General features: G+C 59.8%; 20 protein-coding genes. 11 read left to right on the top strand and 9 right to left on the bottom strand.

The annotated features are described in order from the left end of the window. Positions 1–33 precede the first annotated feature (33 nt). The 3 genes from POR16_RS10750 to POR16_RS10740 form a co-directional block, all read right to left on the bottom strand. The gene (locus POR16_RS10750) at positions 34–528 is read right to left on the bottom strand and encodes a copper chaperone PCu(A)C (RefSeq protein WP_005893302.1); all 495 of its coding nucleotides are present in this window, start codon (positions 526–528) and stop codon (positions 34–36) included. Continuing rightward, a complete protein-coding gene (locus tag POR16_RS10745; protein ID WP_005893304.1) occupies positions 522–1,127 on the bottom strand; it encodes an SCO family protein in 606 nt (201 codons plus the stop codon). Before POR16_RS10745 ends, POR16_RS10750 begins: the two co-directional genes overlap by 7 nt. A gap of 189 nt (positions 1,128–1,316) precedes the next feature. Continuing rightward, entirely contained in the window at positions 1,317–1,874 is a 558-nt protein-coding gene (locus tag POR16_RS10740; protein WP_024669097.1) for a TetR/AcrR family transcriptional regulator, read from the bottom strand. Positions 1,875–2,053: 179 nt separating this feature from the next. Here POR16_RS10740 and POR16_RS10735 point away from each other — a divergent pair, with 179 nt between their 5' ends. Further along, the gene (locus POR16_RS10735) at positions 2,054–3,214 is read left to right on the top strand and encodes an efflux RND transporter periplasmic adaptor subunit (RefSeq protein ID WP_042932583.1); all 1,161 of its coding nucleotides are present in this window, start codon (positions 2,054–2,056) and stop codon (positions 3,212–3,214) included. A 33-nt stretch (positions 3,215–3,247) separates the two neighbouring features. Further along, on the top strand, positions 3,248–6,388 hold the full coding sequence (locus POR16_RS10730) for an efflux RND transporter permease subunit (protein WP_122381279.1): 3,141 nt from the start codon (positions 3,248–3,250) through the stop codon (positions 6,386–6,388). 36 nt (positions 6,389–6,424) lie between these two features. Here POR16_RS10730 and POR16_RS10725 read toward each other — a convergent pair whose 3' ends face one another. Together POR16_RS10725 and sfnG are read right to left on the bottom strand one after the other, a co-directional pair. Beyond that, positions 6,425–7,996, bottom strand: coding sequence for a sensor domain-containing diguanylate cyclase (locus POR16_RS10725; RefSeq protein WP_005893315.1), 1,572 nt, complete (start codon positions 7,994–7,996; stop codon positions 6,425–6,427). A 309-nt stretch (positions 7,997–8,305) separates the two neighbouring features. Then, entirely contained in the window at positions 8,306–9,406 is a 1,101-nt protein-coding gene (gene sfnG / locus POR16_RS10720) for a dimethylsulfone monooxygenase SfnG (protein WP_024669093.1), read from the bottom strand. 326 nt (positions 9,407–9,732) lie between these two features. Between sfnG and POR16_RS10715 the strand changes: the two genes are divergently transcribed. Next, positions 9,733–10,068, top strand: coding sequence for a hypothetical protein (locus tag POR16_RS10715; protein WP_005893322.1), 336 nt, complete (start codon positions 9,733–9,735; stop codon positions 10,066–10,068). Between the two features lie 84 nt (positions 10,069–10,152). Here the strand turns inward: POR16_RS10715 and POR16_RS10710 are convergent, their stop codons facing one another. The 4 genes from POR16_RS10710 to POR16_RS10695 all read right to left on the bottom strand — a co-directional run bounded on the left by POR16_RS10710 (position 10,153) and on the right by POR16_RS10695 (position 13,936). Further along, the gene (locus tag POR16_RS10710; protein WP_042932588.1) at positions 10,153–11,319 is read right to left on the bottom strand and encodes an acetyltransferase domain-containing protein; all 1,167 of its coding nucleotides are present in this window, start codon (positions 11,317–11,319) and stop codon (positions 10,153–10,155) included. 56 nt (positions 11,320–11,375) lie between these two features. Beyond that, a complete protein-coding gene (locus POR16_RS10705; protein WP_005893326.1) occupies positions 11,376–11,936 on the bottom strand; it encodes a gamma carbonic anhydrase family protein in 561 nt (186 codons plus the stop codon). Positions 11,937–11,947: 11 nt separating this feature from the next. Further along, positions 11,948–12,853, bottom strand: coding sequence for a GTP cyclohydrolase FolE2 (folE2, locus tag POR16_RS10700; RefSeq protein WP_005893328.1), 906 nt, complete (start codon positions 12,851–12,853; stop codon positions 11,948–11,950). 174 nt (positions 12,854–13,027) lie between these two features. Next, on the bottom strand, positions 13,028–13,936 hold the full coding sequence (locus tag POR16_RS10695; protein ID WP_005893330.1) for a LysR substrate-binding domain-containing protein: 909 nt from the start codon (positions 13,934–13,936) through the stop codon (positions 13,028–13,030). Between the two features lie 207 nt (positions 13,937–14,143). On the opposite strand from POR16_RS10695, the gene POR16_RS10690 reads away from it, so the two are divergent. The 8 genes from POR16_RS10690 to POR16_RS10655 all read left to right on the top strand — a co-directional run bounded on the left by POR16_RS10690 (position 14,144) and on the right by POR16_RS10655 (position 24,023). Continuing rightward, positions 14,144–15,664: an ABC transporter substrate-binding protein gene (locus POR16_RS10690; RefSeq protein WP_005893331.1), complete on the top strand. Its 1,521-nt coding sequence runs from the start codon at positions 14,144–14,146 to the stop codon at positions 15,662–15,664. Between the two features lie 102 nt (positions 15,665–15,766). After that, positions 15,767–16,684 carry an ABC transporter permease gene (locus POR16_RS10685; RefSeq protein WP_024669088.1) on the top strand — a complete coding sequence of 306 codons (918 nt, stop codon included), beginning with the start codon at positions 15,767–15,769 and terminating at the stop codon, positions 16,682–16,684. Positions 16,685–16,692: 8 nt separating this feature from the next. Then, entirely contained in the window at positions 16,693–17,601 is a 909-nt protein-coding gene (locus POR16_RS10680; protein ID WP_054997687.1) for an ABC transporter permease, read from the top strand. Between the two features lie 16 nt (positions 17,602–17,617). Next, positions 17,618–18,619, top strand: a complete 1,002-nt coding sequence (locus POR16_RS10675; protein ID WP_005893341.1) for an ABC transporter ATP-binding protein — start codon at positions 17,618–17,620, stop codon at positions 18,617–18,619. Further along, positions 18,616–19,629: an ABC transporter ATP-binding protein gene (locus tag POR16_RS10670; protein ID WP_005893344.1), complete on the top strand. Its 1,014-nt coding sequence runs from the start codon at positions 18,616–18,618 to the stop codon at positions 19,627–19,629. The genes POR16_RS10675 and POR16_RS10670 overlap by 4 nt, the downstream gene beginning before the upstream one ends. Further along, entirely contained in the window at positions 19,626–21,053 is a 1,428-nt protein-coding gene (locus tag POR16_RS10665; RefSeq protein WP_005893347.1) for a M20 family metallopeptidase, read from the top strand. The genes POR16_RS10670 and POR16_RS10665 overlap by 4 nt, the downstream gene beginning before the upstream one ends. Next, entirely contained in the window at positions 21,050–22,213 is a 1,164-nt protein-coding gene (locus POR16_RS10660) for a M20 family metallopeptidase (protein ID WP_005893349.1), read from the top strand. Before POR16_RS10665 ends, POR16_RS10660 begins: the two co-directional genes overlap by 4 nt. 286 nt (positions 22,214–22,499) lie before the next feature. Beyond that, on the top strand, positions 22,500–24,023 hold the full coding sequence (locus tag POR16_RS10655; protein WP_005893352.1) for an amidase: 1,524 nt from the start codon (positions 22,500–22,502) through the stop codon (positions 24,021–24,023). The last annotated feature ends 1 nt before the right edge of the window (position 24,024 follow it).

Here is a 24,024-nt window from a genome sequence, read left to right as displayed (position 1 = left end):
TCCGCGTGCCATCTGCGCATATCAGGCAATACGTCAATGACCGCTGTGATCACCGTGCCCGCCGTCTTCGTCACTGGTCAGTGACCTGGCTATCGCCGTGACCTGAACGGATTCCTTCACGCCCTTGGCGTCTTCCACCGTAAGGGCCAGGGGCACCTTGTCACCCTCTTTGACCTGCGAAGCAAGGCCCATGAACATCACGTGATAGCCGTTGGAGTCAAATACCACCGGCTCACCCGCCGGCAGGTCGACCGAGGTCACGCGTTGCATGCTCATCACATCGCCTTTCATGCTCATCTGATGGATCTGCACGGTCTTGGCAACAGGTGAAGCAACGTCCACCAGTTTGCTGTCGGTGCTGGACGTAATGCGCATGAAGGCGCCCGTCGAAGGCTGGCCCGGTACGGTGGCACGCACCCAGGCATCATCGACGTGTGTTTCAGCCAGTGCCTGAGCGCTCAGGCCCAGCAGCGAAAGGGTCAGCAAAAGCGGTTTTACGGCATTACGAATCAGAGCAGTCATCAGCATACTTCCATCAAAGTGAGCAGATCTTCGGTGCATTGTTGAGCGGACAGCCTGTGCGACAACCCCAGGCGCAGCACGCCGCGGGTGTCGTAGACGTAACTGGTGGCTGTGTGGGAAATGGTGTAAGTATCGCCCAGCGGGACCTTCTCGAAAAACACGCCGAACTCCTTCGCCGTTGCGGCCGTCTCTTCAAGCGTGCCGGACAGGGCAACGAAGGTCGGGTCGAATGCTTTTACGTAGGCATCGATCACTTCGGGCGTATCGCGCTCCGGATCAAGTGTAATGAACACCACCTGAAGCGTCTTGCCCTCCTCGCCCATCAGTTTTCTGATCTGGGCGGCACGCGCCAGCGCCGTCGGGCAAATGGCCGGGCATTGGGTGAAGCCAAAAAAAATCATCGGCATCAAGCCGCGAAAGCTCGACAGGGTCTTGACGTTGCCTTTCGAATCCTTGAGCCGGAAGTTACGGCCAACAATTTCGTTGCTCATGTCTTTGCCGTGCTTGAACGGCAAAGCATTGGAATTGCCACAGCCAGCCAGCAGGCCAAGGCTCAGCAACGAGAGGCCTGTGACCACCTGGCGGCGGGTCGGTTGGTACGTCATGTCTTACGTCCCCTGGAGGATAAGGCGCGTGGGTTCAGACAAATTCAGAGGGGGCGAATTTACCACTCACGGACGGTCGGGAATACCGACAATCCTGTATCAAACCATGAGCAGGCGCGCAAACGTCGGTCTTATGGGCGTCAGGCCGGGTGCGACAAAACAGCACGGGGCTGGCTGCAAGGCTATTGCTTACCTGACGGCCGCCGCGCCCTGCAGGAAAAACTGAATCAGCAGCGCTCCCATCCCTGCGCGCGCCAGACGACCGCGGCGTTCGGCGTCGACCATCCCGGAGAGCAGCGCTGCAAACATTTCGCTGAGAACAGTGGCGCTGATATCGATCCTGAACAGGCCTTCACGCTGACCACGCAGAAAGAACGCATCAAGTGCATCGGAGTAAGGCAACCAGCGACGACCGCCGCAGCTTTCGTCGAGCGAATCAGGGCGCCACTGGAAGACCAGAAAGACCAGCATTTCGCGATGCATAAGGTGGTTGTCCACCAGCCGCTGGAAAGCCTCGAGCGGCGGCGCGTGCTTCAGGTCTGCGTCGGCTACCATCTGATTCATGAGGACCGAGGCATGGTTGAGGAGCATTTCCACGAGATTGGCCCGGGTCCCGCAGAACCGGTTGAGGGTCGCCTTGCTTACGCCAGCAGCCTGCGCAATGTCCTTGAGCGTACCGTTGGAATGGTCAACCAGCGCAACGGCCAGGGCCTTCAGAAATTTGTCGTCAGCAGCGGGTAATTCCATTAGGTACGTCTTCAACTCGTGTAAGTGGCGGGCGGCGCATTGTGCAGAAGATAGCTGCATTCTCAAAGCGCCTACACAATTAGTCACTAAAGTCTCATATGAGTCAATGTTGACTCACCATAGTACAAAGGTGGATTATGCGCGTCTTTAGCGTCTGATGGGCTGCGGCCAGGTGAATGATGAGTAGTTTGAGCGATTGGCGTTTCGTGCCTGGTTTGGCACTGCTGGCCGTGCTGGGGCTTGCCGGATGCGAGCAGAAGCCGGCGCAGGACCACGCTGCATCTGCGCCCCCCAAGGAGGTAGAAGCGTTCACGGTCAACACCGAGCCTTTCACCGTAATCGACGAATTGCCCGGTCGTATCGAACCGGTTCGTGTGGCACAGGTGCGAGCCCGGGTGGCCGGCATCGTGCTGACGCGCAATTTCGAGGAAGGCGCCGACGTGAAAGCCGGTGCGGTACTGTTCCAGATCGACCCGGCGCCGTTCAAGGCAGCGTTGTCCAAGGCTCAGGGAGATCTGGCACGCACCGAAGCCACGCTGTTCGAAACGCAGGCCACGGCCAAGCGCTATGAGTCACTGGTGGAAATTGAAGCGGTGAGTCGGCAGACCTTCGACACCGCTCGCTCTGCGCTGCAGAACGCGGTTGCCGCCAAGAAATCTGCCCAGGCTGATGTGGAAACCGCCAGGCTGAACCTGGGCTATGCCACGGTCAGGGCACCGATTTCCGGGCGTATCGGTCGCGCAACGGTCACCGAAGGCGCATTGGTCGGTCAGGGCGAGACCACACTGATGGCGACGATTCAGCAGTTGGACCCGGTCTATGCCGACTTCACCCAGCCAGCGGCTGAAGCGCTGCGGATGCGCGCAGCCATTCAGGAGGGTCGCTTGCCCAAGGGCGGAGAAGACGCGCTGTCACTGAGTGTCGACGGCACTGACTATAAGAGCACGGGCACCCTGCTTTTTACCGATGTTGCGGTGGACCGGACCACCGGCCAGGTTTCGTTGCGCGCGCGCTTCGCCAACCCCAAAGGCGTATTGCTGCCGGGCATGTATGTGCGCGTACGCACGCCTCAGCGGGTCGACGCCAACGCCATACTCGTTCCCCAGCGCGCTATTCAGCGTTCCAGTGATGGTGCAGCACGCGTACTGGTGATCAGTCAGGACGGCGCAGTCGAGACCCGGCCGGTCAAGACTGGCGCCATGCAGGACTCGCGCTGGCAGATCACCGAGGGGCTCAAAACCGGTGAACAGGTGATCGTCGGCAACATGAGCGGGCTTAATCCAGGTGACAAGGTTACCGCTAAATCGCCGCCCGCCCAGCCCAAAGCCAACGCCCAGTAAAACCGCCTTCAGGGCGACCGAGGATCACTGCACATGTCTCTGTTCTTTATCAGGCGGCCCAATCTTTCCTGGGTGCTGGCCTTGTTCATTTTACTGGCCGGACTGATGGCGCTGCCTGCCTTGCCGGTGGCGCAGTACCCGGATGTAGCTCCGCCGCAGATCACCATCACCGCCACCTATCCCGGCGCCTCTGCCAAAGTGCTGACCGATTCGGTGACCAGTGTCATCGAGGACGAGCTCAACGGTGCCAAGGGCATGCTCTATTACGAGTCGACCAGCAACTCGACCGGCAGCGCCGAAATCAATGTCACGTTCGTACCCGGTACCAATCCGGACCTGGCGCAGGTAGAAGTCCAGAACCGTATCAAGAAAGCCGAAGCGCGCTTGCCGCAGACTGTTCTCAGTCAAGGGCTGCAAGTCGAACAGGCCAGCTCCGGCTTTCTGCTGATCTTCACCCTGAACTACACAGGTGACTCGGCCAACAAGGACACGGTCGCTCTGGCTGACTACGCAGCACGTAACGTCAACAATGAAATCAGTCGGGTGAACGGTGTCGGCAGGCTGCAGTTCTTCGCCGCAGAAGCCGCCATGCGAGTCTGGATCGACCCGCAGAAGCTGGTCGGCTTCGGTTTGTCCATCGATGACGTGAACACGGCAATTCGCGCGCAGAACGTGCAAGTGCCGGCTGGCAGTTTCGGCAGCAGCCCAGGCACGTCATTACAAGAGTTGACCGCTACGCTGGCGGTCAAGGGCACGCTGGACAACCCGGAAGAGTTCGGACGAATTGTGCTGCGTGCCAACGAAGATGGCTCTGCGGTGCATCTGTCAGACGTCGCACGGGTCGCGATCGGCAGTCAGGATTACAGTTTCGAATCACGTCTGAACGGCAAGCGCGCCGTGGCCGGGGCCGTCCAGCTTTCGCCAGGCGCCAATGCCATCGGCACTGCCAGGGCGGTCAAGCAGCGGCTGACCGAGCTGTCGGCCAACTTCCCCGAGGGGGTCGAGTTTTCGATACCGTATGACACCTCAAGCTTTGTCGATGTGGCCATCGACAAAGTGATCTACACCCTGATTGAAGCCATGGTGCTGGTGTTTCTGGTGATGTACCTGTTTTTGCAGAACATCCGCTACACGCTGATCCCGACCATCGTGGTACCGGTGTGTCTCGCAGGTACGCTGGCAATCATGTACTTGCTGGGCTTTTCGGTGAACATGATGACGATGTTCGGCATGGTGCTGGCTATCGGTATTCTGGTCGACGATGCCATCGTGGTGGTCGAAAACGTCGAGCGAATCATGGCCGAGGAAGGCTTGTCCCCCGCTGCGGCGACCGTAAAGGCGATGCAACAGGTCTCCGGCGCGATTTTCGGCATCACTCTGGTACTGGCTGCAGTGTTTCTGCCGCTGGCGTTCATGGGCGGTTCGGTCGGTGTGATTTACCAGCAGTTTTCGCTGTCGCTGGCCGTGTCGATTCTGTTTTCGGGGTTTCTGGCCCTTACTTTCACTCCGGCGCTGTGCGCCACGCTGCTCAAGCCGATCCCTGCCGGGCACCATGAAAAGCGTGGCTTCTTTGGAGGCTTCAATCGTCTGTTCGGCAAGTTCACCCACCGGTACGAGCGTGTCAGTTCCAGCATGATCAAGCGTGCCGGCCGCTACATGTTGTTGTATGTCGGGATCGTCGGCCTGCTGGGTTTTTTCTACCTGCGGTTGCCAGAGTCCTTCGTGCCGGTGGAAGACCAGGGCTATCTGATCATCGACGTGCAACTACCGCCTGCCGCGACCAGGGCGCGGACCGATGTCACGGCTCAGTTGCTGGAAAACTACATGCTGTCGCGTGAAGCCACCAGCGCGGTGACCATGCTGCTGGGGTTCAGCTTCTCCGGCATGGGCGAGAATGCCGGCCTGGCATTTCCGACCCTCAAAGACTGGTCGGAACGTGGCACCGGCCAGTCGGCGGCGGAAGAAGCGGCTGCGTTCAATCAACATTTTGCCGGCCTCGGCGACGGTACGGTAATGGCCGTCACGCCGCCCCCTATCGACGGCCTCGGCACTTCGGGCGGGTTCGCGTTGCGCTTGCAGGATCGTGCAGGTCTGGGCCGCGAAGCTCTGCTGGCGGCGCGCAACGAACTGCTGGGCAAGGCCAATGGCAACCCGAAGATTCTCTACGCGATGATGGAAGGTCTGGCTGAAGCGCCGCAGTTGCGCTTGAACATCGACCGCGAAAAGGCCCGCGCCCTTGGGGTCAGCTTCGAATCGATCAGCAACGCCCTCTCCACCGCATTCGGTTCCTCGGTGATCAGCGATTTTGCCAACGCTGGGCGGCAACAGCGAGTAGTCGTGCAGGCCGACCAAAACGCGCGAATGACCCCGGAAAGCGTGCTTAAACTGTATGTACCCAACAGCAGCGGCACGCTGGTGCCACTGGGTGCGTTCGTGTCTACACACTGGGAAGAAGGCCCGGTACAGATTGCTCGCTACAACGGCTACCCGGCGTTCCGGATAGCCGGTGATGCACCGCCCGGCGTGAGCACCGGCGAAGCGATGGCGGAAATCGAGCACATCCTCTCCAGCTTGCCTGCGGGTATAGGTTATGAATGGACAGGTCTGTCGTATCAGGAAAAAGTCGCCAGCGGGCAAGCGACCGGGCTGTTTGCACTTGCGCTGCTGGTGGTATTTTTGCTGCTGGTCGCGCTTTACGAGAGCTGGGCGATTCCGCTGGTAGTGATGCTGATCGTGCCGGTGGGCGCGCTGGGGTCGGTCTTGGCTGTGACTGCCGTAGGCATGCCCAATGATGTCTATTTCAAGGTCGGGCTGATCACAATCATCGGGCTGGCGGCAAAAAACGCGATTCTCATCGTGGAGTTCGCCAAAGAGCTTTGGGATCAGGGCCACTCACTGCGCGATGCTGCCCTTCAAGCGGCGCGGATGCGCTTTAGGCCGATTGTCATGACTTCGCTGGCCTTCATCCTCGGCGTTGTCCCGCTTACCCTGGCTACCGGCGCAGGTGCTGCGAGCCAGCGTGCCATCGGCACTGGCGTCATCGGCGGCATGCTTAGCGCTACGTTACTGGGGGTGGTTCTGGTGCCGGTTTTCTTCGTCTGGGTACTGTCGGCGCTGCGCCGCAAGCCGCATCAACAACACCAGACTGCTGACGTCGAGCCCGACGAAAGGTAAAAAACGGGCTGGCGGGCTGCAAACCCGCCACCCCGGCTATTCCGGTCCGGACTGCTGATTACGCAGCACCTTGACGCGGCTCCAGGCAGGCAAAGCGCCGCCGCCGATGTCCGAGGCGGCGTTGACGCGATTGCGACCTTGTGACTTGGCGGCATACAGCGCACGGTCAGCGAGCTCGATCAGCCCCCGCTGGTCAAGCCGTCGATCAGTGCCCATGAACGTGGCGACACCCAGGCTGACAGTGACGATACCGAACGGACTGTCGGCATGCTCGATCTGCCTGTCGCCAATAGCGTGCAGGATGTTTTCCGCGACCTGGCGGGCGTTTGACTCGTCGGTCCCGGGCAACACCACCGCGATCTCTTCGCCACCGTAACGGGCTGCAACATCTGCAGGCCGGCGAATGCACTGTTCGACCATCCTGGCGAGCGTCACCAGGCACTCGTCACCGGCCAGATGACCGTAATGGTCGTTGTAGCGTTTGAAGTGATCGGCATCGATCAAAATTAACGACAGCGTGCTGCGCTCGCGCCTGGCACGCTTGAATTCCAGGTCCAGAAACTGATCAAAGCGGCGGCGATTGGCCAGCCCGGTGAGCTTGTCTTCGGACGCAATAAGCTCCAGATGCTGATTCAGCCGGATAAGAGCAGCCTGTGAACCCAGCAATTGATCTTCTACCCGTATGCGGCTGTGAATATGGCCCAGCAGACGAAACCCCAGCCCTACGACCAGCCCGAGTAATACCAGCATCACCAGGATCGACTGCTTGGTCTGTCCGAGCCAGTCGAGCATGGCCTCCTTCTGCCCCAGCGCGACCACGGTCACAATCGGGTACACGTCACTGCGTTTGAACGCGTAGAACCGGGACACGCCGTCAATTCTGGAAACAAAACGGGTGGTCCCGGACGGCGAATCAAGTTCGGACGTGAAAATAGGCGTCGACGAAAGGTCTCGACCGATCTCTCCCTCAAGGTGGGGATAGCGCACGCGTAACTGCCCGGCGGTCGAGGTCAGGCTGATGACGCCGGTTTTGCCTATCTGAATGGCTGAATAGAATTTCAGAAGGTGCTCGACACCGATTGTCACGACCATCAGCCCGGCAAAGCTCGAGTCAGGATTCTCGATGCGCCGGCTTACCGATATCACCCATTCCCCCGAAGCACGACTGCGGATGGTCGGGCCTATGTAGGGCGCCTTGCCGGGCGTGTGCAAGTGACGCTGAAAAAAATCGCGTTGCGCACTGTTGATGCCCACCGCCTTCGGATTGCTTGAAAAGATGCAGATGCCATTGGCGTCGTACAGCGAGACAGTGTCGATTTGCGGCAATGCACCCATTTCACGTGCGATGACCGACCTCAGGCGTTCGAGCTGATCAGGCCCGATACCGTCCTTTTCGACACGCTCAGTCAGGCCGATAAGCATCAGCTCGCTTTGCTTGAAAATGCCGTCTGTATAAGTACTCAGCGCCCCAGCCAGATTCACCGTGCTGGTCTGGATGTTATCCAGCGTGTTGCGGCGCGCGGTCCATGCCTGCCAGACCATCAGCATCACCACGCAGATACACACTACAAAGATCAGCCACGACGCAAGCCGAAGGTCGCGTTTCAAAAAACTTGCCTCCACAACGGTGAGAACCAGTGCATCTGGTCTCTGAAAACCGGACCTGATCACTCAGGGGCCACCAACAATCTCCAGCTATCAACTGCTCTACTCGACAGCCGCCTGGCCAAGCCGAAAAGGCTGACGCCAGGCAACAGCATGCCGGACGGTGACATCATAATGCCACGTACAGATATCATTTGGTTGATTGGGGATCAACTTACGCAGGCAGCCAGACACTGGATCACAGTGGCGGAGGATTTCTGAAGGGCCGTGAGCGAAGTCCGCTCACGGCAACCGGGCGGGAGGGTCAGCGGATCAGGCGATGGCGGCTACAGGCTTGCGTTGTGCAGCGGCCTCCAGGTCACGCACCAGTGGCAGCACGTGCTCGCCGAAATAGGCGACTTCTTCCTGAAAATGCAGGAACGCAGATAGGATCAGATCCACACCGACAGACTTGAGTTCGACGATGCGCTCGGCTATCTGACGCGGCGTACCGATCAGATTGGTCTTGAAACCGTCGTTGTATTGCACCAGGTCCTGAAAGGTGGATTTGGCCCAGTTACCTTCACCTTCCGGGCTGGCCTTGCCCGCCTGCTTTGCCGCATCTCCGAAAGCGTTGACTGCTTCAGGGTCTGCCTTGTCAACGATCTCCGCCAGCACCGCACGGGCCTCTTCTTCGGTATCGCGGGCGATGATGAAGGCATTCACGCCGATTTTCACCGAATGGCCGTTTGCAGCGGCCTTGGCGCGGATGTCATCGACCTGAGCCTTGATGCCTTCGACGGTATTGCCGTTGGTGAAGTACCAATCAGACACCCGCGCCGCCATATCGCGCGCAGCACGCGAACTGCCGCCCTGGAAGATTTCCGGGTGGGGACGCTGAATCGGCTTGGGCTTGAGGGTGTAGTCGTGGAACCGATAGAAATCACCCTTGAACGTAAAGCTGTCAGTGGTCCAGATGCCCTTGAGAGCGCGAATGAACTCTTCGGAGCGACGATAACGCTCGTCATGCTCCAGCCAAGGCTCGCCAATGGCCTGAAACTCGCCCTTGAACCAGCCGCTGACGATGTTGACCGCCACCCGCCCTGCCGTGAGCTGATCGATGGTTGCCAGTTGCTTGGCCGCCACCGACGGCGTCCACGGCCCCGGCAAAATAGCGGCGATGACTTTGAGCTTTTCCGTCGCGGCCAGCAATGCATGGCTGAAAGCAACCGACTCATGCTGAAACTCGGCGCCATAACCGGCGGTAAAACGGATCTGGGTCAGCGCGTATTCAAAACCCGAACGCTCGGCAATCTGCGCCAGCTTGCGGTTGTAATCAATGGTCCAGCTGGTGCGTTGCTCGATTTTGCTGACGACCAGTCCACCGCTGACGTTCGGCACCCAGTACGCAAATTTGATGGCTGATTGGCTCATATCGGCACTCCTCTCACGGCAGGTTTCCCGAGCGCAGTAGTCGAACGGGGGTTGCAATTGCTATAGAGCAGCAACCGTGCCAGAGAGATAATCATTTACAGATCAAAGAGTTGGAACACCCGCTTATGGATGTCAACTGTTCGTACACCGGCAAGGTGCAGGACGACTGTTGCCAGAGCAACAGTCCCCTGCCGTCGTGCGCCATCCGTTGGCCCGATTGATCAGGCTGGCCAGCCGACGAAAGGCCGTCTGTAGTGGCTATTCAGAAGTAAAGGACAGGAGTAAATTTGGATCCAATGAAATCACATTCATCCGCAGGAGCACTGATGAAGTCTACCCTCTGGCTTTTGGCCTTGTTGATCCCGGCACTGGGAGCTCATGCCGAGGCAAAAACCATTCCCGTCCCCATGGACGTTGCAGGCCAGCACGCCTTGCTGGAAAAAAGCGGGAGTTCAGATCTGCGCGTGGTCGTCACGCGGCGGGAAGGCCTGCTCGGTGTGCTTTATTCAAAGCGCCTCTACAACTGCGAAAAACATTTGGTGAACCTGGTGGGCACCGGTTCGACGCTGGAAATCATGGAACAAGCCCATGCAGTCAGTGGCATGAGACCTATCATTCAGGATTCCACGGACGACTACATCGGCTCCGAGGCCTGCAGTTGAACTGACTGGGCACCGCTTCCATCGACACATGTCACAGATTCGCCAACATGAAAAGCGCCCACTCAGAGGCGCTTTTTTCGTTAGTTACAGGTATTTCAACCAGCCGATATCGCGACGACGCGCCTTGAGTGCGGCGAACCAGCGTACCGCCGGAAACAGCACCACAGCCAGTACCACTGAGGCCAGCCAGACGCCCCACATGTGGTCGAAACCAAAGTACTGACCCTGATTCGCACCCCAGATAGCCAAGGCAATCAGGTAGAGGATTTTCAGCACATACAGGTGCAGCAGGTAGAAAAACATCGGTGCAGAACCGAGCACCACCAAGGGGCGCACCCAGCTTTTCTCCTGACTGCGTTCGAACAGGATCAGCAGCAGCATGCCAATCCCCAGCGTCAGACTGATGAACACCAGCGATGGCGGGTACTTGGTGATGTTGAAAAAGCTCATGACGGTTTGCACGCCGGTCTCGCCAGCGCTCCACGGTTTTTCGCCGTAGCCGTTGATCATGCGCAGCACCACGAAACCTGCCAATGCTCCCACGCCGCACATCAACAGATTCGCACGCCGCTTCGCTGGCTCGAAACCTGCCACAAACCAAGGGCCTGCGGCATATCCCAGTGCGATGATGCCGATCCACGGCAACAGCGGATACGAGGTGCGAAAGCGCAGGTTTTCTGATACGTCGATCCAGCCACGATCATGCAGAATCGCCCACGGGATGTGCATGGCAGACTCGGCACCGAAATGCAGTGTGTCCAGCAGATTGTGCCCGCCAATGATCACAGCGCCGATAACCACCAGCGCCCAACGCGGCAGGAACACCATCGCCGACAACGCCACCATGCTCAGGCCGATGGCCCAGATCACTTGCAGGTAAATAATGGTCGGCGGGAACTGGAAGGTCCACGCAAAGCTCACCAGAGTGAACTCAAGCGCGATCAGAAACAGCCCGCGCTTGAGCAGAAACGCCGAAACGTCGCTTCTGCCCTGGTATTTCTCGCCATACAGGTAGGCCGAAAGCCCGGTCAGCAGCACGAACAGAGGCGCACACAAATGCGCCAGAGTGCGGCTGAAAAACAGATCTGGTCCGGTTGTCGCTACATCCATCGGGTCCAGCACCTGACGGTGCAGAAAGAACGTCTCCCGAACATGATCCAGCAGCATGAAAAGGATTATCAGCCCGCGCAGAGCATCAATCGAGCGCAACCGGGATGCCGGTGCTCGGGTGGGTTGAACAGCTGTTGTCATGAAAATTCCAGGTCCGTGGTTGGGCTTGCCAGGTACAGCGTATTGCTCAAGCTTTATCAGAATTCGTTTTGCAGAGCCTTGTAACCGCGCACCAGATCAATGTTGGTGTGTGCGACGTCTTCGGAAAACTCTGAGGCCGAGATGCTCACTGGCGGAAACTGCGAGAGATCTGTATTCGCCCCGATGCGAGTCGTGGACGGCACGTAAAAATTCTCCGGCAGATCGCGGCCATCGACCACCGAGTTGTGCCTGACCACACTGCCGTTACCGACCTTGCAATTGAACACCACACTGTTGAAGCCGATGAACACGCGATCTCCGACTATGCAAGGTCCGTGCACGATGGAACGATGGGCAATCGAGGTGAACTCGCCGATAGTCACTGCAGCGCCGGATTTGGAGTGGATGACCACGCCATCCTGAATGTTCGAATTGGCGCCAATGATGATCGGCTCCATGTCGCCACTGGCATCGACTTCATCGGCGCGGATCACCGCGTAAGGGCCGACGAAGACATTATCGTGGATGATCACCTTGCCGCAGATTATCGCGGTTTTGTCGATGTAGGCGGATTCGGCAATGACCGGCAGGTGGCCGGACGGGTTTTTACGGATCACGGTATGAAGCCTCAGGACAGGTAGTTGGAGGTCTGCGCAGCTGCATCGTGCGGATGCAGGCTTTCGAAGTGACGCACGCTGACACTGGAGGCGGCGTAGCGGCCCTCAAGTGCTTGCTGGATCTTGCGTGCGGCGTCTTCGACGTACATCAGGTTTTGGCCATTGAGCCGGGCGAACGCCTGCTCGTCAGCACGTTTGACGGCGGTCTGCACCGGCGTGCCCAGCGCTTGCTCGACAGCATCGATCAGGCTCATCAGGCCCAGCTCGGCAGCCTGTTCAGCGACCCGCACTTGTACCGTCGCCACGCTGCGCTGACTGTGCGGCGTGGCATGGGAGGCGTTCTCCCGTAGCCAGGCGGCAACCACCATCGGGTCGACAAACGACTGCCTGCCGAAGCGCATCGTGAACGCCTCTTCCAGCAGTTGCCGAGACAATGCAGCCGAGCATGGGCAGGTAGACGAATAGGTGATGTCGGCTGAGACATTGAGGCACAGGTGGCCTGCATGCCAAGTGGCGTCAAGCTTCACCGGGTAGGATTTCCAGCCGCTGAGCCCTTCGGTAATCAACGCCGGGCGACGGCACAGCAGGTTGAAGCTCAACGTCAGCCGGGCGCGGCTGGAGTGACAATCGAGATGGCTCTCGACCATCGCCTCCATCAAGGCTGCGAGCGTGTCTGGGCTCAGTATCTGGTGTTCGGCGTACCTGTCGAGCAGGCGGTAAAGTCGCGACATATGAATGCCCTTGACGCTCGGATCGGCCAGATCGACCTGCAGATCGACATGCGCATGAACAGGATGCCGGATGCCCGCTTCGGCGAGCCTGATAGGCACTTCGACGCCTTGCATGCCGACCCAGTCAAGTGAAATCAGGGCCGAGGAAACTTCCGTCAGGGCAACGTCTGGGAGGGGGTTGTTCATGTTGGTCGGTCGTCTCGCTGGCTGACCTCGCCGCGTGGGCAAGGCCTGATGTTGGCAGAGCACGCGTATACAGCGCGCCACTGCAAATTCGTTACACTATAACATCATGAGCAAACAGTTCATCAACCACACATTGTCCAGCCGATACAGCGAAACCTTACGGGCACAGGCCTCTCAGGTCTTTGCCAGCTCCTGAATCAGAAAATCGCGAAACGCCGCCACAGCAGCGGGCAGGTTCCGCCCGGCCATGCTTTGCAGCTCGATACGCCGCGCTTTCATGCCTTCGTCGCTGATCGGCAGCGATTTGAGCTGTTTTTCATGCGCGCGCTTGTCGAGCGTCATTTCGCTGGACAGGCTGATACCGCCCTCCTCGCTGACGAATCTCAGCAGCGCGCCAATGTAATTGCTGGTCAGCACCGGGTCGAACATCAACCCTTGCACACCACAACAGATATCAAACAGCTGGCGCAACGTCGTGTCGGTGTTGGTCAGCGCAATGGCGTAGGGCTGCAGCTCGGCCAGCGCAACCTCTTTGCGCGAAGCCAGCGGGTGGTTCTGGCTGACCACCGCGCAGATGGCGCCGCTGTGAATATGCTCGACCTTGATCTCGTTCTGCGGTGTCAGGCTGAAGGTCAGGCACAGGTCCGCATCGCCCGAGCGCACCCGCTCGGTGGCCTGGGCCGGGGCGCAGACTTCCATCGAGAAGTGGATGCCTTGATAGACCTGCCGGAACCGCGCGATGCATTGCGGGAGGAAGTCCAGCGCAAACCCCTCAGAGCAGGCAATCCGCACATGACCGCGCTGCAAACCCTGCAGCTCGGTGATTTCCAGCACCACCTGCTCGGCCTCCAGTTGTGATTTGCGCGCATAGGCCGCCAGCCGAATGCCCGCCTCGCTGAGCATCATGCCGCGTGCCTGGCGCTCGAACAGCAGCGCATCCAGCTCGCGCTCCAGCTTGCTGATCTGCCGACTTACCGCTGACGACGCGACATTGAGCCGGATTGACGCTTCGCTGATCGATCCGCAACGCGCCACTTCGAGGAAGTAGCGCAGCGCGGTGGACTGTACGCCGTAGAGTTGCATCGCGGCTCCTGCGTTGCCTTTTCGGCAATGAAAGGTTCGAAATATTGTGCTTGTGGCATTGATACGCTTTGCCTAGAGTCATGTCGAGGCGCAACTCAATCAAAAGAATGCAATCAAAAGAACACTGCCGCCTCGTTGTCCTCCTCTTCTCGCATTTGCGACCCACTGCCCTTTGATACATCCACTTTGCCTTTTGGAGATGACGGCATGGGAATCAAGGGTTTCGCTCGCAGCATTGCGCTATTGAGCCTGTTCAGCAGTTTTTCCGCACTGGCCGGCAAGGCCGACGACACGCTGGTCTACGCATCCGACAGCGAACCGGAAAACATCAGCCCCTATCACAACGACCTGCGCGAAGGCGTCATCCTAGGTCGCCTGATCTGGGACAACCTCGTCTATCGCAACCCCGACAACGGCCAGTACGAACCCATGCTTGCCACCCGCTGGAAGCAGGTCGACGACACCACTATCGACTTCCAGTTGCGTGAGGGGGTCAAGTTTCACAACGGTGACCCGTTCACTGCCGACGATGTGGTCTTCACCCTCAATTACGTGGTGTCGCCCGAGTCCAAGGTCGTCACGGTACAGAATGTCGACTGGATCAAGAGCGCCGAAAAACTCGGTGAGTACAGCGTCCGCCTGCACCTGAAAAAGCCCTTCCCGCCTGCGCTGGAATACCTCTCCAACGCCGTACCGATGTTTCCGCAGAAATATTTCGAGCAAGTCGGCATGGCTGGTTTCAGTCGCAAACCGATTGGCACCGGGCCTTACAAGGTCACGGCCATCGCCGCCGGTGAAGGCGTAAAGATGGACAAGAACCCGGACTACTTCAAGGACAGCCCGCAGGGCCAGCCGAAGATCAGCCACATCAACTTTCGCGTCATTGCTGATGCTGAAACACGTCTGGCAGAGCTGATGACCGGTGGCATCGACTGGACTTGGCGAGTTGCTCCGGATCAGGCGGAAAACCTCAAGGCCATGCCGAATCTGGTGGTGACCAGCGGCGCGTCGATGCGTATCGGTTTTCTGATTCTCGACGCACGCGGCACTTCCAGCGCCGACTCGCCGATGAAGCAATTGAAAGTGCGGCAGGCGATCAACTACGCGATCAATCGTGACGGCCTGGCCTCGCAACTGGTCGGCGGCGAAAGCAAACCGTTACAGGTGGCCTGCTACCCCGGCCAGTTCGGGTGCGACACGACAGTCGCGACTGTCTACAACTATGACCCGGCCAAGGCCAAGGCGCTGCTCGCCGAAGCCGGTTACCCGAATGGTTTTGAAACAGAAATATTCGCTTACCGTGACCGCGACTATGTGGAAGCGATCATCGGCAACCTGCGCGCAGTAGGCATCAACGCCAAGTTGCGCTACCTGAAGTACGCCGCACTGCGTGATCAGCAGCGCGGCGGCAAGGTGCCGATGTCTTTTCAGGCCTGGGGCTCGTTCTCGATCCTCGACACCTCGGCCTCCGCTGGCACCTGGTTCAAGGGCAACCCGGACGACAACATCAAGGACCCGCAAGTCCAGAGCTGGCTGCAGACGGCCGACAACGCGCTGGACCCGCAGGTGCGCAAGGACAATTACCGCAAGGCATTGCAGCGTATCAGCGAGCAGGCGTATTGGGCACCGTTGTTCAATTATTCGATGAACTACGCCTACGTCTCGGACCTGAACTTCAAGCCTTATCCGGATGAACTGCCGCGCTTCGTGCTGTCGAGCTGGAAATAGGCCGTTCGTGACGCCAATCGGCGAAACCGGCTGTGAGGTGCGTGAAGGGCCTTGTAGCGTCGGCCGCCAACCCGTTATCCCCTGAACACAAGGTCACTTGTCATGTTCGGATTTCTCTTGCGCCGCCTGGGCATTGCTCTGTGCGTGGCGATTACCGTGTCGGTGATCAGTTTTTCACTGCTGCACCTGTCCGGCGACCTGGCCACCGCCATTGGCGGGCCGGAAGCCAGCAGCGAGCAGATCGAACAGATCCGCGTGCAGTACGGCCTTAACAAGCCACTGGTCACCCAGTATTTCGAATGGCTGGGCGACGTGGTGCGCCTCGATCTGGGCGATTCGTTCTTCTTTCAGGAGTCGGTCTACAACCTGATCGCCTCGCGCCTGTCGATCACCCTCGGGCTCGGTGCGATGGCCCTGAGCATTGCGTTGCTGATCGCCATTCCGCTGGGCGTGCTGGCGGCTGTGAAGCGCGACACCTGGGTTGATCGTCTGGCGCTAAGCATCGCGGTGCTCGGTCAGGCAATGCCAAGCTTCTGGTTCGCGCTGATGCTGATTGTAGTGTTCTCGGTAACCCTGAAATGGCTGCCTGTGTCGGGCAACTCGACCTGGGCGCACTTTGTTATGCCGGCGATTGCCCTGGGTTATTACGCTACCCCGGCAATCATGCGTCTGACCCGCGCAGGCATGCTCGATGTACTCAATTCCGACTACATCCGCACCGCGCGAGCCAAGGGGCTGCGCCCAGCCACCGTATTGTTCAAGCATGCACTGCGCAACGCGCTGATCCCGGTGGTCGCGCTGGCTGCTGTGGAATTCGGTTTCATGCTCGGTGGCTCGGTGGTCATCGAAACAGTCTTCTCGTTGCAAGGCATCGGCCAACTGGCCTGGGATGCGATTGCCCGCGACGACTTCCCGGTGGTGCAGGCGGTCGTGCTGTTGATCGCGGTGATCTACATCGTTCTCACGCTGCTGGCCGACGTGCTCAATGCACTGCTCGACCCGCGCATCCGCGTGAAATAGGAGGCTCCATGAGCACAACCACCTCATCGCCACTGGCCATTCAGGATTACCAGCCACCAGCGCGCAGTGTTTTGCGCACTCTGCGCAGCAGTTTTGCGCATCGCGGTTTTGCCATCGGCGCGTGTTTGCTGTTGATCATCCTGATCGGTGCGCTGTTCGCACCCTGGCTCGCACCCTATGACCCTTATACGCAAGACGTGATGTTGCGTATGAAGCCACCAGTGTGGATGACCAACGGCACGTGGGAGTACGTGCTGGGTACCGACAAACTGGGCCGCGATTACCTGTCGCGCCTGCTCTACGGTGCGCGCATATCATTGTTCATCGGTTTCTCGGCAGCGCTGATCTCTGGCGTCATTGGCACCATCATGGGACTGCTGGCCGGTTACTTCGGCGGCAAGACCGATGCGCTGATCAGCTACCTGATCACCACGCGCCTGGCGATGCCGGTGGTGATGATCGCGCTGGCGTCTGCTTCGTTGATCGGCGGTTCATTGAAAGTGGTGATCATCCTGCTGGGCTGCCTGCTCTGGGACCGCTTTGCCGTGGTGGTGCGGGCCGCCGTGCAGCAGATTCGCGATGCCGAATACGTCGCCTCGGCCCAGGCCCTGGGCTGCTCGACGCTGCGCATTCTGGCCAGCGAAATCCTGCCCAATCTGATCGGCGCACTGATTGTCGTCGCCACCCTGGAAATGGCCCACGCGATACTTCTGGAATCAGCATTGTCGTTTCTTGGGGTCGGCGTCCAGCCGCCAATTCCTTCCTGGGGCCTGATGATCGCCGAGGGCAAACCGTACATGTTCTTTTCCCCGTGGGTAATCGCCATACCCGGCATCGCTCTGATGGTGCTGGTGCTGGGCATCAATCTGGTCGGTGACGGCCTGCGCGACCTGATCCTGCCCGAAGGGCGAAACTGACAGAGGAGATACGCACATGGCGCTGTTGCATGTTGAAAACCTGCGTGTCGAGATCCCTCTAGGGCAAGACACGCTCCACGCAGTGCGCGGCCTGGACTTTCAGGTAGAGCGCGGCGAAATGCTGTGCATCGTCGGCGAATCGGGCTGCGGAAAATCCCTGACTTCGCTGGCACTCATGGACCTGCTGCCGCGCAAGGCCCGGCGTACCGCGACGACATTGAAGCTGGACGACATCGACATGCTGACCCAGAGCGAACGGCAGATGTGCGACCTGCGCGGCAACCGTCTGGCAATGATATTTCAGGAGCCCATGACCTCCCTGAACCCCGCCTACAGCATCGGCGATCAGCTCAGTGAAGTGCTGACCCGGCACCGCAAGGTGTCACGTAAGGAAGCCCTGCAGCGCGCTGCACAGATGCTGGAGAAGGTCGGGATCAGCAACGCTGGCGAACGCCTGCGCCAATATCCGCATCAATTGTCAGGTGGCCTGCGCCAGCGGGTGATCATCGCCATGGCGCTGATGTGCGAGCCGGATGTGATCATCGCCGACGAGCCGACCACTGCACTGGACGTGACCATTCAGGCGCAGATCCTGCGGCTGATCCGCGACATTCAGAAAGAGTTCGGCCTGGCAGTAATCTTCATCACTCACGACCTTGGGCTGGTGGCGCGCATTGCCGACCGGGTTGCAGTGATGTACGCCGGGCAGATCGTCGAAACCGCCCCGGCGATCGAGCTGTTCGAAAACCCGCAACATCCTTACACGCGCGGCCTGCTGGAGAGCATACCGATTCCCGGACGCACCCAGCCGGGTCAGCCGCTGGGGTCGATTCCGGGTCTGGTGCCCAGTCTGGTGGGCGAGCAATATGGCTGTGCATTCCGCAACCGCTGCCCACAGGCAGTCGCAGCCTGCGCCGAAGACGTCCCGCCGGTTCACAGCCACAATCACATGACCCGCTGCCTGTTCGCCACGGCGAACGCCGAGCCCGTGTTGTGCCGCGAGGGCATCACCTCATGACCCGACAAGCCCTGAACATCAGTGTCAAAAAAGATATCGCCCTGGAACTGTGCGACATCCGCCGCGAATTCAGCATCAGCCGTGGCTTCTTCAAACCCAACGCCACGCTGAAAGCGGTCGACGGCGTGTCGCTGCGCCTGATGCGCGGCGAAACCCTCGGCCTGGTAGGCGAATCCGGTTGCGGCAAAAGCACTTTGGCGAAAATGCTGCTGGGCCTGCTTGCACCCAGCAGCGGCGATGTACTGGTCAACGGCAAGCACCTGGCAGGCACCGACCGCAAGGAAATGGCGCGGCGCATCCAGCCGATCTTTCAGGACCCTTACTCGTCGCTGAACCCGCGCAAAACCCTGCGCGAAATCGTCACCCTGCCGCTGATCGTGCATGACATCGGCAGCAATGCCGAGCGCCGTCAGCGTGTCGAATCGATGATGGATGTAGTCGGTCTGCCGAAACGGGTAATCGACAGCTACCCCAGCCAGCTCTCCGGCGGTCAACGTCAGCGCGTGGCAATTGCCCGTGCGCTGGTGATGCGCCCCGATGTACTGATCTGCGATGAGCCGACCTCGGCGCTGGACGTTTCAGTGCAGGCGCAGATTCTCAACCTGCTGCAGGACCTGAAACAGGAGTTTGGCCTCACCTACCTGCTGATCAGCCATAACCTTGCAGTCATCGAACACTTGGCAGACCGGGTAGCGGTTATGTACCTGGGCAAAATCGTCGAAGAACGCAGCCGCGAATCGCTGTTTGCAAGGCCCGGTCATCCTTACACCCAGGCGCTGCTGGACTCGGTGCTGACCCCCGACCCGCATCTGGGGATTCCGGACCTGGGCCTGCATGGCACCTTTCCCAACCCTATGTCACCGCCGTCCGGCTGCGCCTTTCATCCGCGCTGCCCGAGCTGCATGGCGGTGTGCAAGGAAAACTACCCGAGCACTGGCCGCATGGAAGGAGGAACCGTCCGATGCCACTTGCGCGACACCTCGAAAACCCTGGAGTTAATGCCCTCATGAGTAGCCGATCGCATGCCATCGAAAACGCCACCGAGCAGTTCGACAACGGCAACTTTTTCGCCTTGCTCGGCGACAGCGTCGCCTATCCGACCCAAAGCCAGGAGGCTTCGAGCCTGCCGGAGCTTTATCGTTACCTGAACGAGTTCATCACTCCGCACGTCGAGCGTCTGGGTTTCGACGTCAAGGTGTACGACAACCCGGTCGCGGGCCGCGGGCCACTGATGATCGCGACGCGCATCGAAGACCCGGCCATGCCGACACTGCTCAGTTACGGCCATGGTGATGTGGTGCGCGGCTACGATGCACAGTGGCAGGCGGGCCTGTCGCCGTGGAAGGTCACCGAACGCGACGACCACTGGTATGGGCGCGGAACCGCCGATAACAAGGGCCAGCACCTGATCAACCTGACCGCCCTCGAACAGACCATGAAAGCGCGCGACGGCAAGCTGGGTTTCAACGTCAAACTGCTGCTGGAGATGGGCGAAGAAGACGGCTCGCCCGGCCTCAGCGCGTTCTGCCAGGCGCACGCAGAAGAGCTTGCCGCAGATATTTTCATCGCCTCGGACGGTCCGCGTCTGGCAGCCGCGCGCCCTACCCTGTTTCTCGGCTCACGCGGGGTGTTCAACTTCGAGCTGACGGTCAATCTGCGCGAAGGCGCGCACCATTCCGGCAACTGGGGTGGCCTGCTGGCCAACCCCGGCATCATCCTGGCCAACGCCATCGCCAGCATGGTCGATGAGCACGGTCGGGTAAAAGTCGCGGGCCTGATGCCAACCGCCATTCCCGACGCAGTAAAAGCCGCGCTGGCGGATATCGAAGTCGGCGGCGGCCCCGGCGACCCGGACATTGATCCGCATTGGGGGGAACCGACGTTGTCGCTCAGCGAAAAGGTCTTCGGCTGGAACACCCTCGACATCCTAGCATTCAAGACCGGCAACCCCGACGCGCCAGTGCACGCCATACCTGGCAAGGCCCACGCGCTGTGCCACATCCGTTTTGTGGTCGACAGCGATTACACCGCCTTCATTCCAGCGGTGCGCACGCATCTGGATGCGCACGGTTTCACTCAGGTCGAGGTGCGCCAGACACGTATGGACGTGATGCACGCCACGCGCCTTTCACCTAACAGCCCGTGGGTCGGCTGGGCACTGGAATCGCTGGCGACCACCACCGGCAAAAAACCAGCATTGCTGCCCAATCTGGGTGGTTCGCTGCCCAACGATGTCTTCGCTGAAGTGCTGGGCCTGCCAACGGTCTGGGTGCCACACTCGTACCCGGCCTGCTCGCAGCATGCACCCGACGAGCATTTGCTGGCGCCAGTGGTCAAAGAGAGCCTGCAAATCATGGCCGGTCTGTTCTGGGACCTGGGAACCGATGGCGCACGGCTGACCCGAGAGCATCGGGCACAGGAGCTGAGTCAATGAATGAAGCACAACGGCAGGCAACAGACTGGCTGAGCGAGCAGTACGGAGCGATGGAAGCCCTGTTGCAGAGCCTGGTCGACACCGACTCCAACAGCTACGACAAGGCCGGTGTCGATGCGGTAGGCGATCTGCTCGCTGCGCAATTGCAGGCCGACGGGATAAGCGTCGAACGCATCCCCGTCGAAGGTTTTGGCGATGTGCTGTTGGCCGAGTTACCGGGCGGCCTCGGCAAGCCTGTATTGCTGCTCGGTCATCGCGATACGGTTTTCCCGAAAGGCACGACAACTACGCGCGGCTACTCGAAAGACGAGACAAAAGACAGCGCACTGGCCTATGGCCCCGGCGTTGCCGACATGAAAGGCGGCCTGGTGTTGAACTGCTTTGCACTCAAAGCACTGAAACAAATCGGCCCGCTGCCGTTTCCCGTGCAGATCCTGTACACCGGCGACGAAGAAATCGGGTCCGCCAGCGCTCGTGTTCACATCGAAAAATACGCCAGTCAGGCGCGCGCAGTCCTCAACCCGGAGCCAGGGCGTGCCAGCGGCAACGTGGTCAGCGCCCGCAAAGGCGGCGCTACGCTGATCATCGAAGTCAGTGGCCGTGCAGCGCATTCCGGGGTCAATCATGCGGACGGTGCCAGCGCCATCCATGCGCTGGCACACAAGGTGATCAAGCTGCATGCGCTGACCAACTATGCAGCGGGTATTACCACCAATGTCGGGCTGATCTCGGGCGGTACGTCCAGCAACACCGTTGCACCCAGCGCCACAGCCAAACTCGATGTACGTTTTGTCGAGCTCAGGCAATGGGATGAAATTCTCGCAGCAGTCCAGGCCATCGTTGCCGAGGAGGAATTGACCGGCACATCGGCCAGACTGCTGGAAGCCACCACTTTCCTGCCAATGGAAGCGAAGCACAGCACTGATTTGCTGGCTATTTATCAGGGCCTTGCGCAGGAGCTGGGCTTCGCTGTCGAAGGCGAATTCACCGGCGGCTGCGCCGACTCGGGTTTCACCGCCAGCCTCGGCATCCCCACCCTGTGCGGCCTCGGCCCGGTAGGCGGCAAAGTGCACACCGACCGTGAGTATCTGGAGCTTGATACTTTGATCCCCAGAGGCCAGGCACTAGTGGCGACGATACTGGCGCTCGGGGATTTTTGAGGATGCCTCATTACCGCCAGGTATGTATGAGGGTAGGAGCAGACCGGGCGACGCGTCGCTTGTGTGGGAGCGGACTTGTCCGCGAACTGTCGGGAACCGACAGCAAAACCAGCATATAAAGGACATCAGGCACAACCGAGGTTACCAATTTCAGGCCCGCTTCGCAGCCCATCGCAGCCGTCGTGACCTCCTGAAGCTCCCACGGCATGCGGCCAGAATCAAAAGCAGATTCGTGTAAAGCCGTAAATGTGGCGCGTGGCTGCGATCAACACTACGAGGAAACCCCATGCAAAATTCTTCCGAGCTTCTCGGCAAATCCGCCACCGAACTGCGGGCGCTGATCGGCAGCAAACAGATCTCGCCAGTGGAGTTGCTCGACGCCTGTATCGAGCGCATCGAGACCCTCAATCCGAAAATCAACGCCTTTGCCGCGACCTGCTTTGACCGCGCCAGAAGCGAGGCTGTCAGCGCCGAACAGGCGGTGATGCAAGGCAAACCGCTGGGCTTGCTGCATGGTTTGCCAATCGGCATCAAGGACCTGGAAGAAACCGCAGAAGTACTCACCACCTACGGCTCGCCATTGTTCCGCGACAACATACCCACCCAGGACAACCTGTTCGTCGCCCGCCTGCGCGCTGCCGGGGCAATCATGCTCGGCAAGACCAACGTGCCGGAACTGGGCGCCGGCGCCAACACCCGCAACGTGGTCTGGGGCGCAACCGGCAACCCGTTCAACCCTGAATTGAATGCAGGCGGTTCTTCGGGTGGCTCGGCCGCTGCGCTGGCGGTGGATATGGTGCCACTGTGCAGCGGCTCTGACACCGGTGGCTCGCTGCGAATTCCCGCCGCGCTGTGCGGCATCGTCGGCTTGCGCCCTTCTCCGGGCTTGGTGCCGAGCGAGCGCAAGAAACTCGGCTGGACCCCCATTTCCGTCGTCGGCCCGATGGGCCGCAACGTCGCCGACACCCTGCTGCAACTGCGTGCCAGCGCCGGGCTGGCGCAGTCCGACCCATTGAGCTATGCCATCGCCGCTGACGAATTTGCTCCTCGTCAGGTAGACCTCAGCCAACTGCGGGTCGGCTACAGCGAAGATTTCGGCACCTGCGCGGTGGACACCCATATTCGTGCAGTCTTCCGGGAAAAGATCAGCGCACTGAAACCGCTGTTCAAGTCCTGCGAAGCCATCGACCTGAACCTGAGCAGTGCCCACCGTACCTTCGACGTCCTGCGCGCCGAAGCATTCGTCGCCGGCTTGCAGGACGCCCACGACCGCAACCCGGAAGCGCTGGGCCCCAACACCCGAGCCAATTTCGACATGGGCGTAGCGATGTCGTTGCAGGACTGCGTAAAGGCACATGGCGAACAGAGCCGAATCTTTCGCGGCTTCCAGAAGCAATTCGAACACTACGACGTTATCCTCGCCCCGACCACACCGGTGTCGCCGTTCCCCTGGAGCGAGCTGTACCTGCGCGAAGTCAACGGCGAACCACTGGACAACTACTACCGCTGGCTGGCGCTGTGTTACACCATCACCCTGACCACCAACCCCGCGTTGTCCCTGCCCTGCGGCACCGATCATAAAGGCATGCCATTCGGGCTGCAGGTGATCGGCGGTTTTCGTGGCGACGCAAAACTGCTCGCCTGCGCCCAGGCGCTTGAGCAAGCGACGGCGTACGACCCACGCTTGTCCCGGCCACGCCCGGACCTGCAGAAACTGCTGACGTCGGGAGTCGATCTGACACATATCGTCACGCATCCGCCTATTTATGGTGGGTCGAAGGGCGGTAAGCCTGAGGTGGGGGCGATGTGAG

This window comes from Pseudomonas coronafaciens pv. oryzae str. 1_6 (assembly GCF_000156995.2).
Taxonomy (GTDB): domain Bacteria; phylum Pseudomonadota; class Gammaproteobacteria; order Pseudomonadales; family Pseudomonadaceae; genus Aquipseudomonas; species Aquipseudomonas tremae.
Note: the sequence above shows the minus strand (reverse complement) of the source record. Positions and strands in the feature narration are given on the sequence as shown.

What these genes read in the sequence shown, in the direction of transcription:
- POR16_RS10735 (WP_042932583.1), top strand. Translation starts at nt 2,054, where the DNA reads ATGAGTAGTTTGAGCGATTGGCGTTTCGTGCCTGGTTTGGCACTGCTG.
- POR16_RS10750 (WP_005893302.1), bottom strand. Translation starts at nt 528, where the DNA reads ATGCTGATGACTGCTCTGATTCGTAATGCCGTAAAACCGCTTTTGCTG.
- POR16_RS10665 (WP_005893347.1), top strand. Translation starts at nt 19,626, where the DNA reads ATGAGTAGCCGATCGCATGCCATCGAAAACGCCACCGAGCAGTTCGAC.
- POR16_RS10710 (WP_042932588.1), bottom strand. Translation starts at nt 11,319, where the DNA reads ATGACAACAGCTGTTCAACCCACCCGAGCACCGGCATCCCGGTTGCGC.
- POR16_RS10685 (WP_024669088.1), top strand. Translation starts at nt 15,767, where the DNA reads ATGTTCGGATTTCTCTTGCGCCGCCTGGGCATTGCTCTGTGCGTGGCG.
- folE2 (WP_005893328.1), bottom strand. Translation starts at nt 12,853, where the DNA reads ATGAACAACCCCCTCCCAGACGTTGCCCTGACGGAAGTTTCCTCGGCC.
- POR16_RS10660 (WP_005893349.1), top strand. Translation starts at nt 21,050, where the DNA reads ATGAATGAAGCACAACGGCAGGCAACAGACTGGCTGAGCGAGCAGTAC.
- POR16_RS10670 (WP_005893344.1), top strand. Translation starts at nt 18,616, where the DNA reads ATGACCCGACAAGCCCTGAACATCAGTGTCAAAAAAGATATCGCCCTG.
- POR16_RS10695 (WP_005893330.1), bottom strand. Translation starts at nt 13,936, where the DNA reads ATGCAACTCTACGGCGTACAGTCCACCGCGCTGCGCTACTTCCTCGAA.
- sfnG (WP_024669093.1), bottom strand. Translation starts at nt 9,406, where the DNA reads ATGAGCCAATCAGCCATCAAATTTGCGTACTGGGTGCCGAACGTCAGC.
- POR16_RS10675 (WP_005893341.1), top strand. Translation starts at nt 17,618, where the DNA reads ATGGCGCTGTTGCATGTTGAAAACCTGCGTGTCGAGATCCCTCTAGGG.
- POR16_RS10730 (WP_122381279.1), top strand. Translation starts at nt 3,248, where the DNA reads ATGTCTCTGTTCTTTATCAGGCGGCCCAATCTTTCCTGGGTGCTGGCC.
- POR16_RS10655 (WP_005893352.1), top strand. Translation starts at nt 22,500, where the DNA reads ATGCAAAATTCTTCCGAGCTTCTCGGCAAATCCGCCACCGAACTGCGG.
- POR16_RS10745 (WP_005893304.1), bottom strand. Translation starts at nt 1,127, where the DNA reads ATGACGTACCAACCGACCCGCCGCCAGGTGGTCACAGGCCTCTCGTTG.
- POR16_RS10690 (WP_005893331.1), top strand. Translation starts at nt 14,144, where the DNA reads ATGGGAATCAAGGGTTTCGCTCGCAGCATTGCGCTATTGAGCCTGTTC.
- POR16_RS10680 (WP_054997687.1), top strand. Translation starts at nt 16,693, where the DNA reads ATGAGCACAACCACCTCATCGCCACTGGCCATTCAGGATTACCAGCCA.
- POR16_RS10715 (WP_005893322.1), top strand. Translation starts at nt 9,733, where the DNA reads ATGAAGTCTACCCTCTGGCTTTTGGCCTTGTTGATCCCGGCACTGGGA.
- POR16_RS10740 (WP_024669097.1), bottom strand. Translation starts at nt 1,874, where the DNA reads ATGGAATTACCCGCTGCTGACGACAAATTTCTGAAGGCCCTGGCCGTT.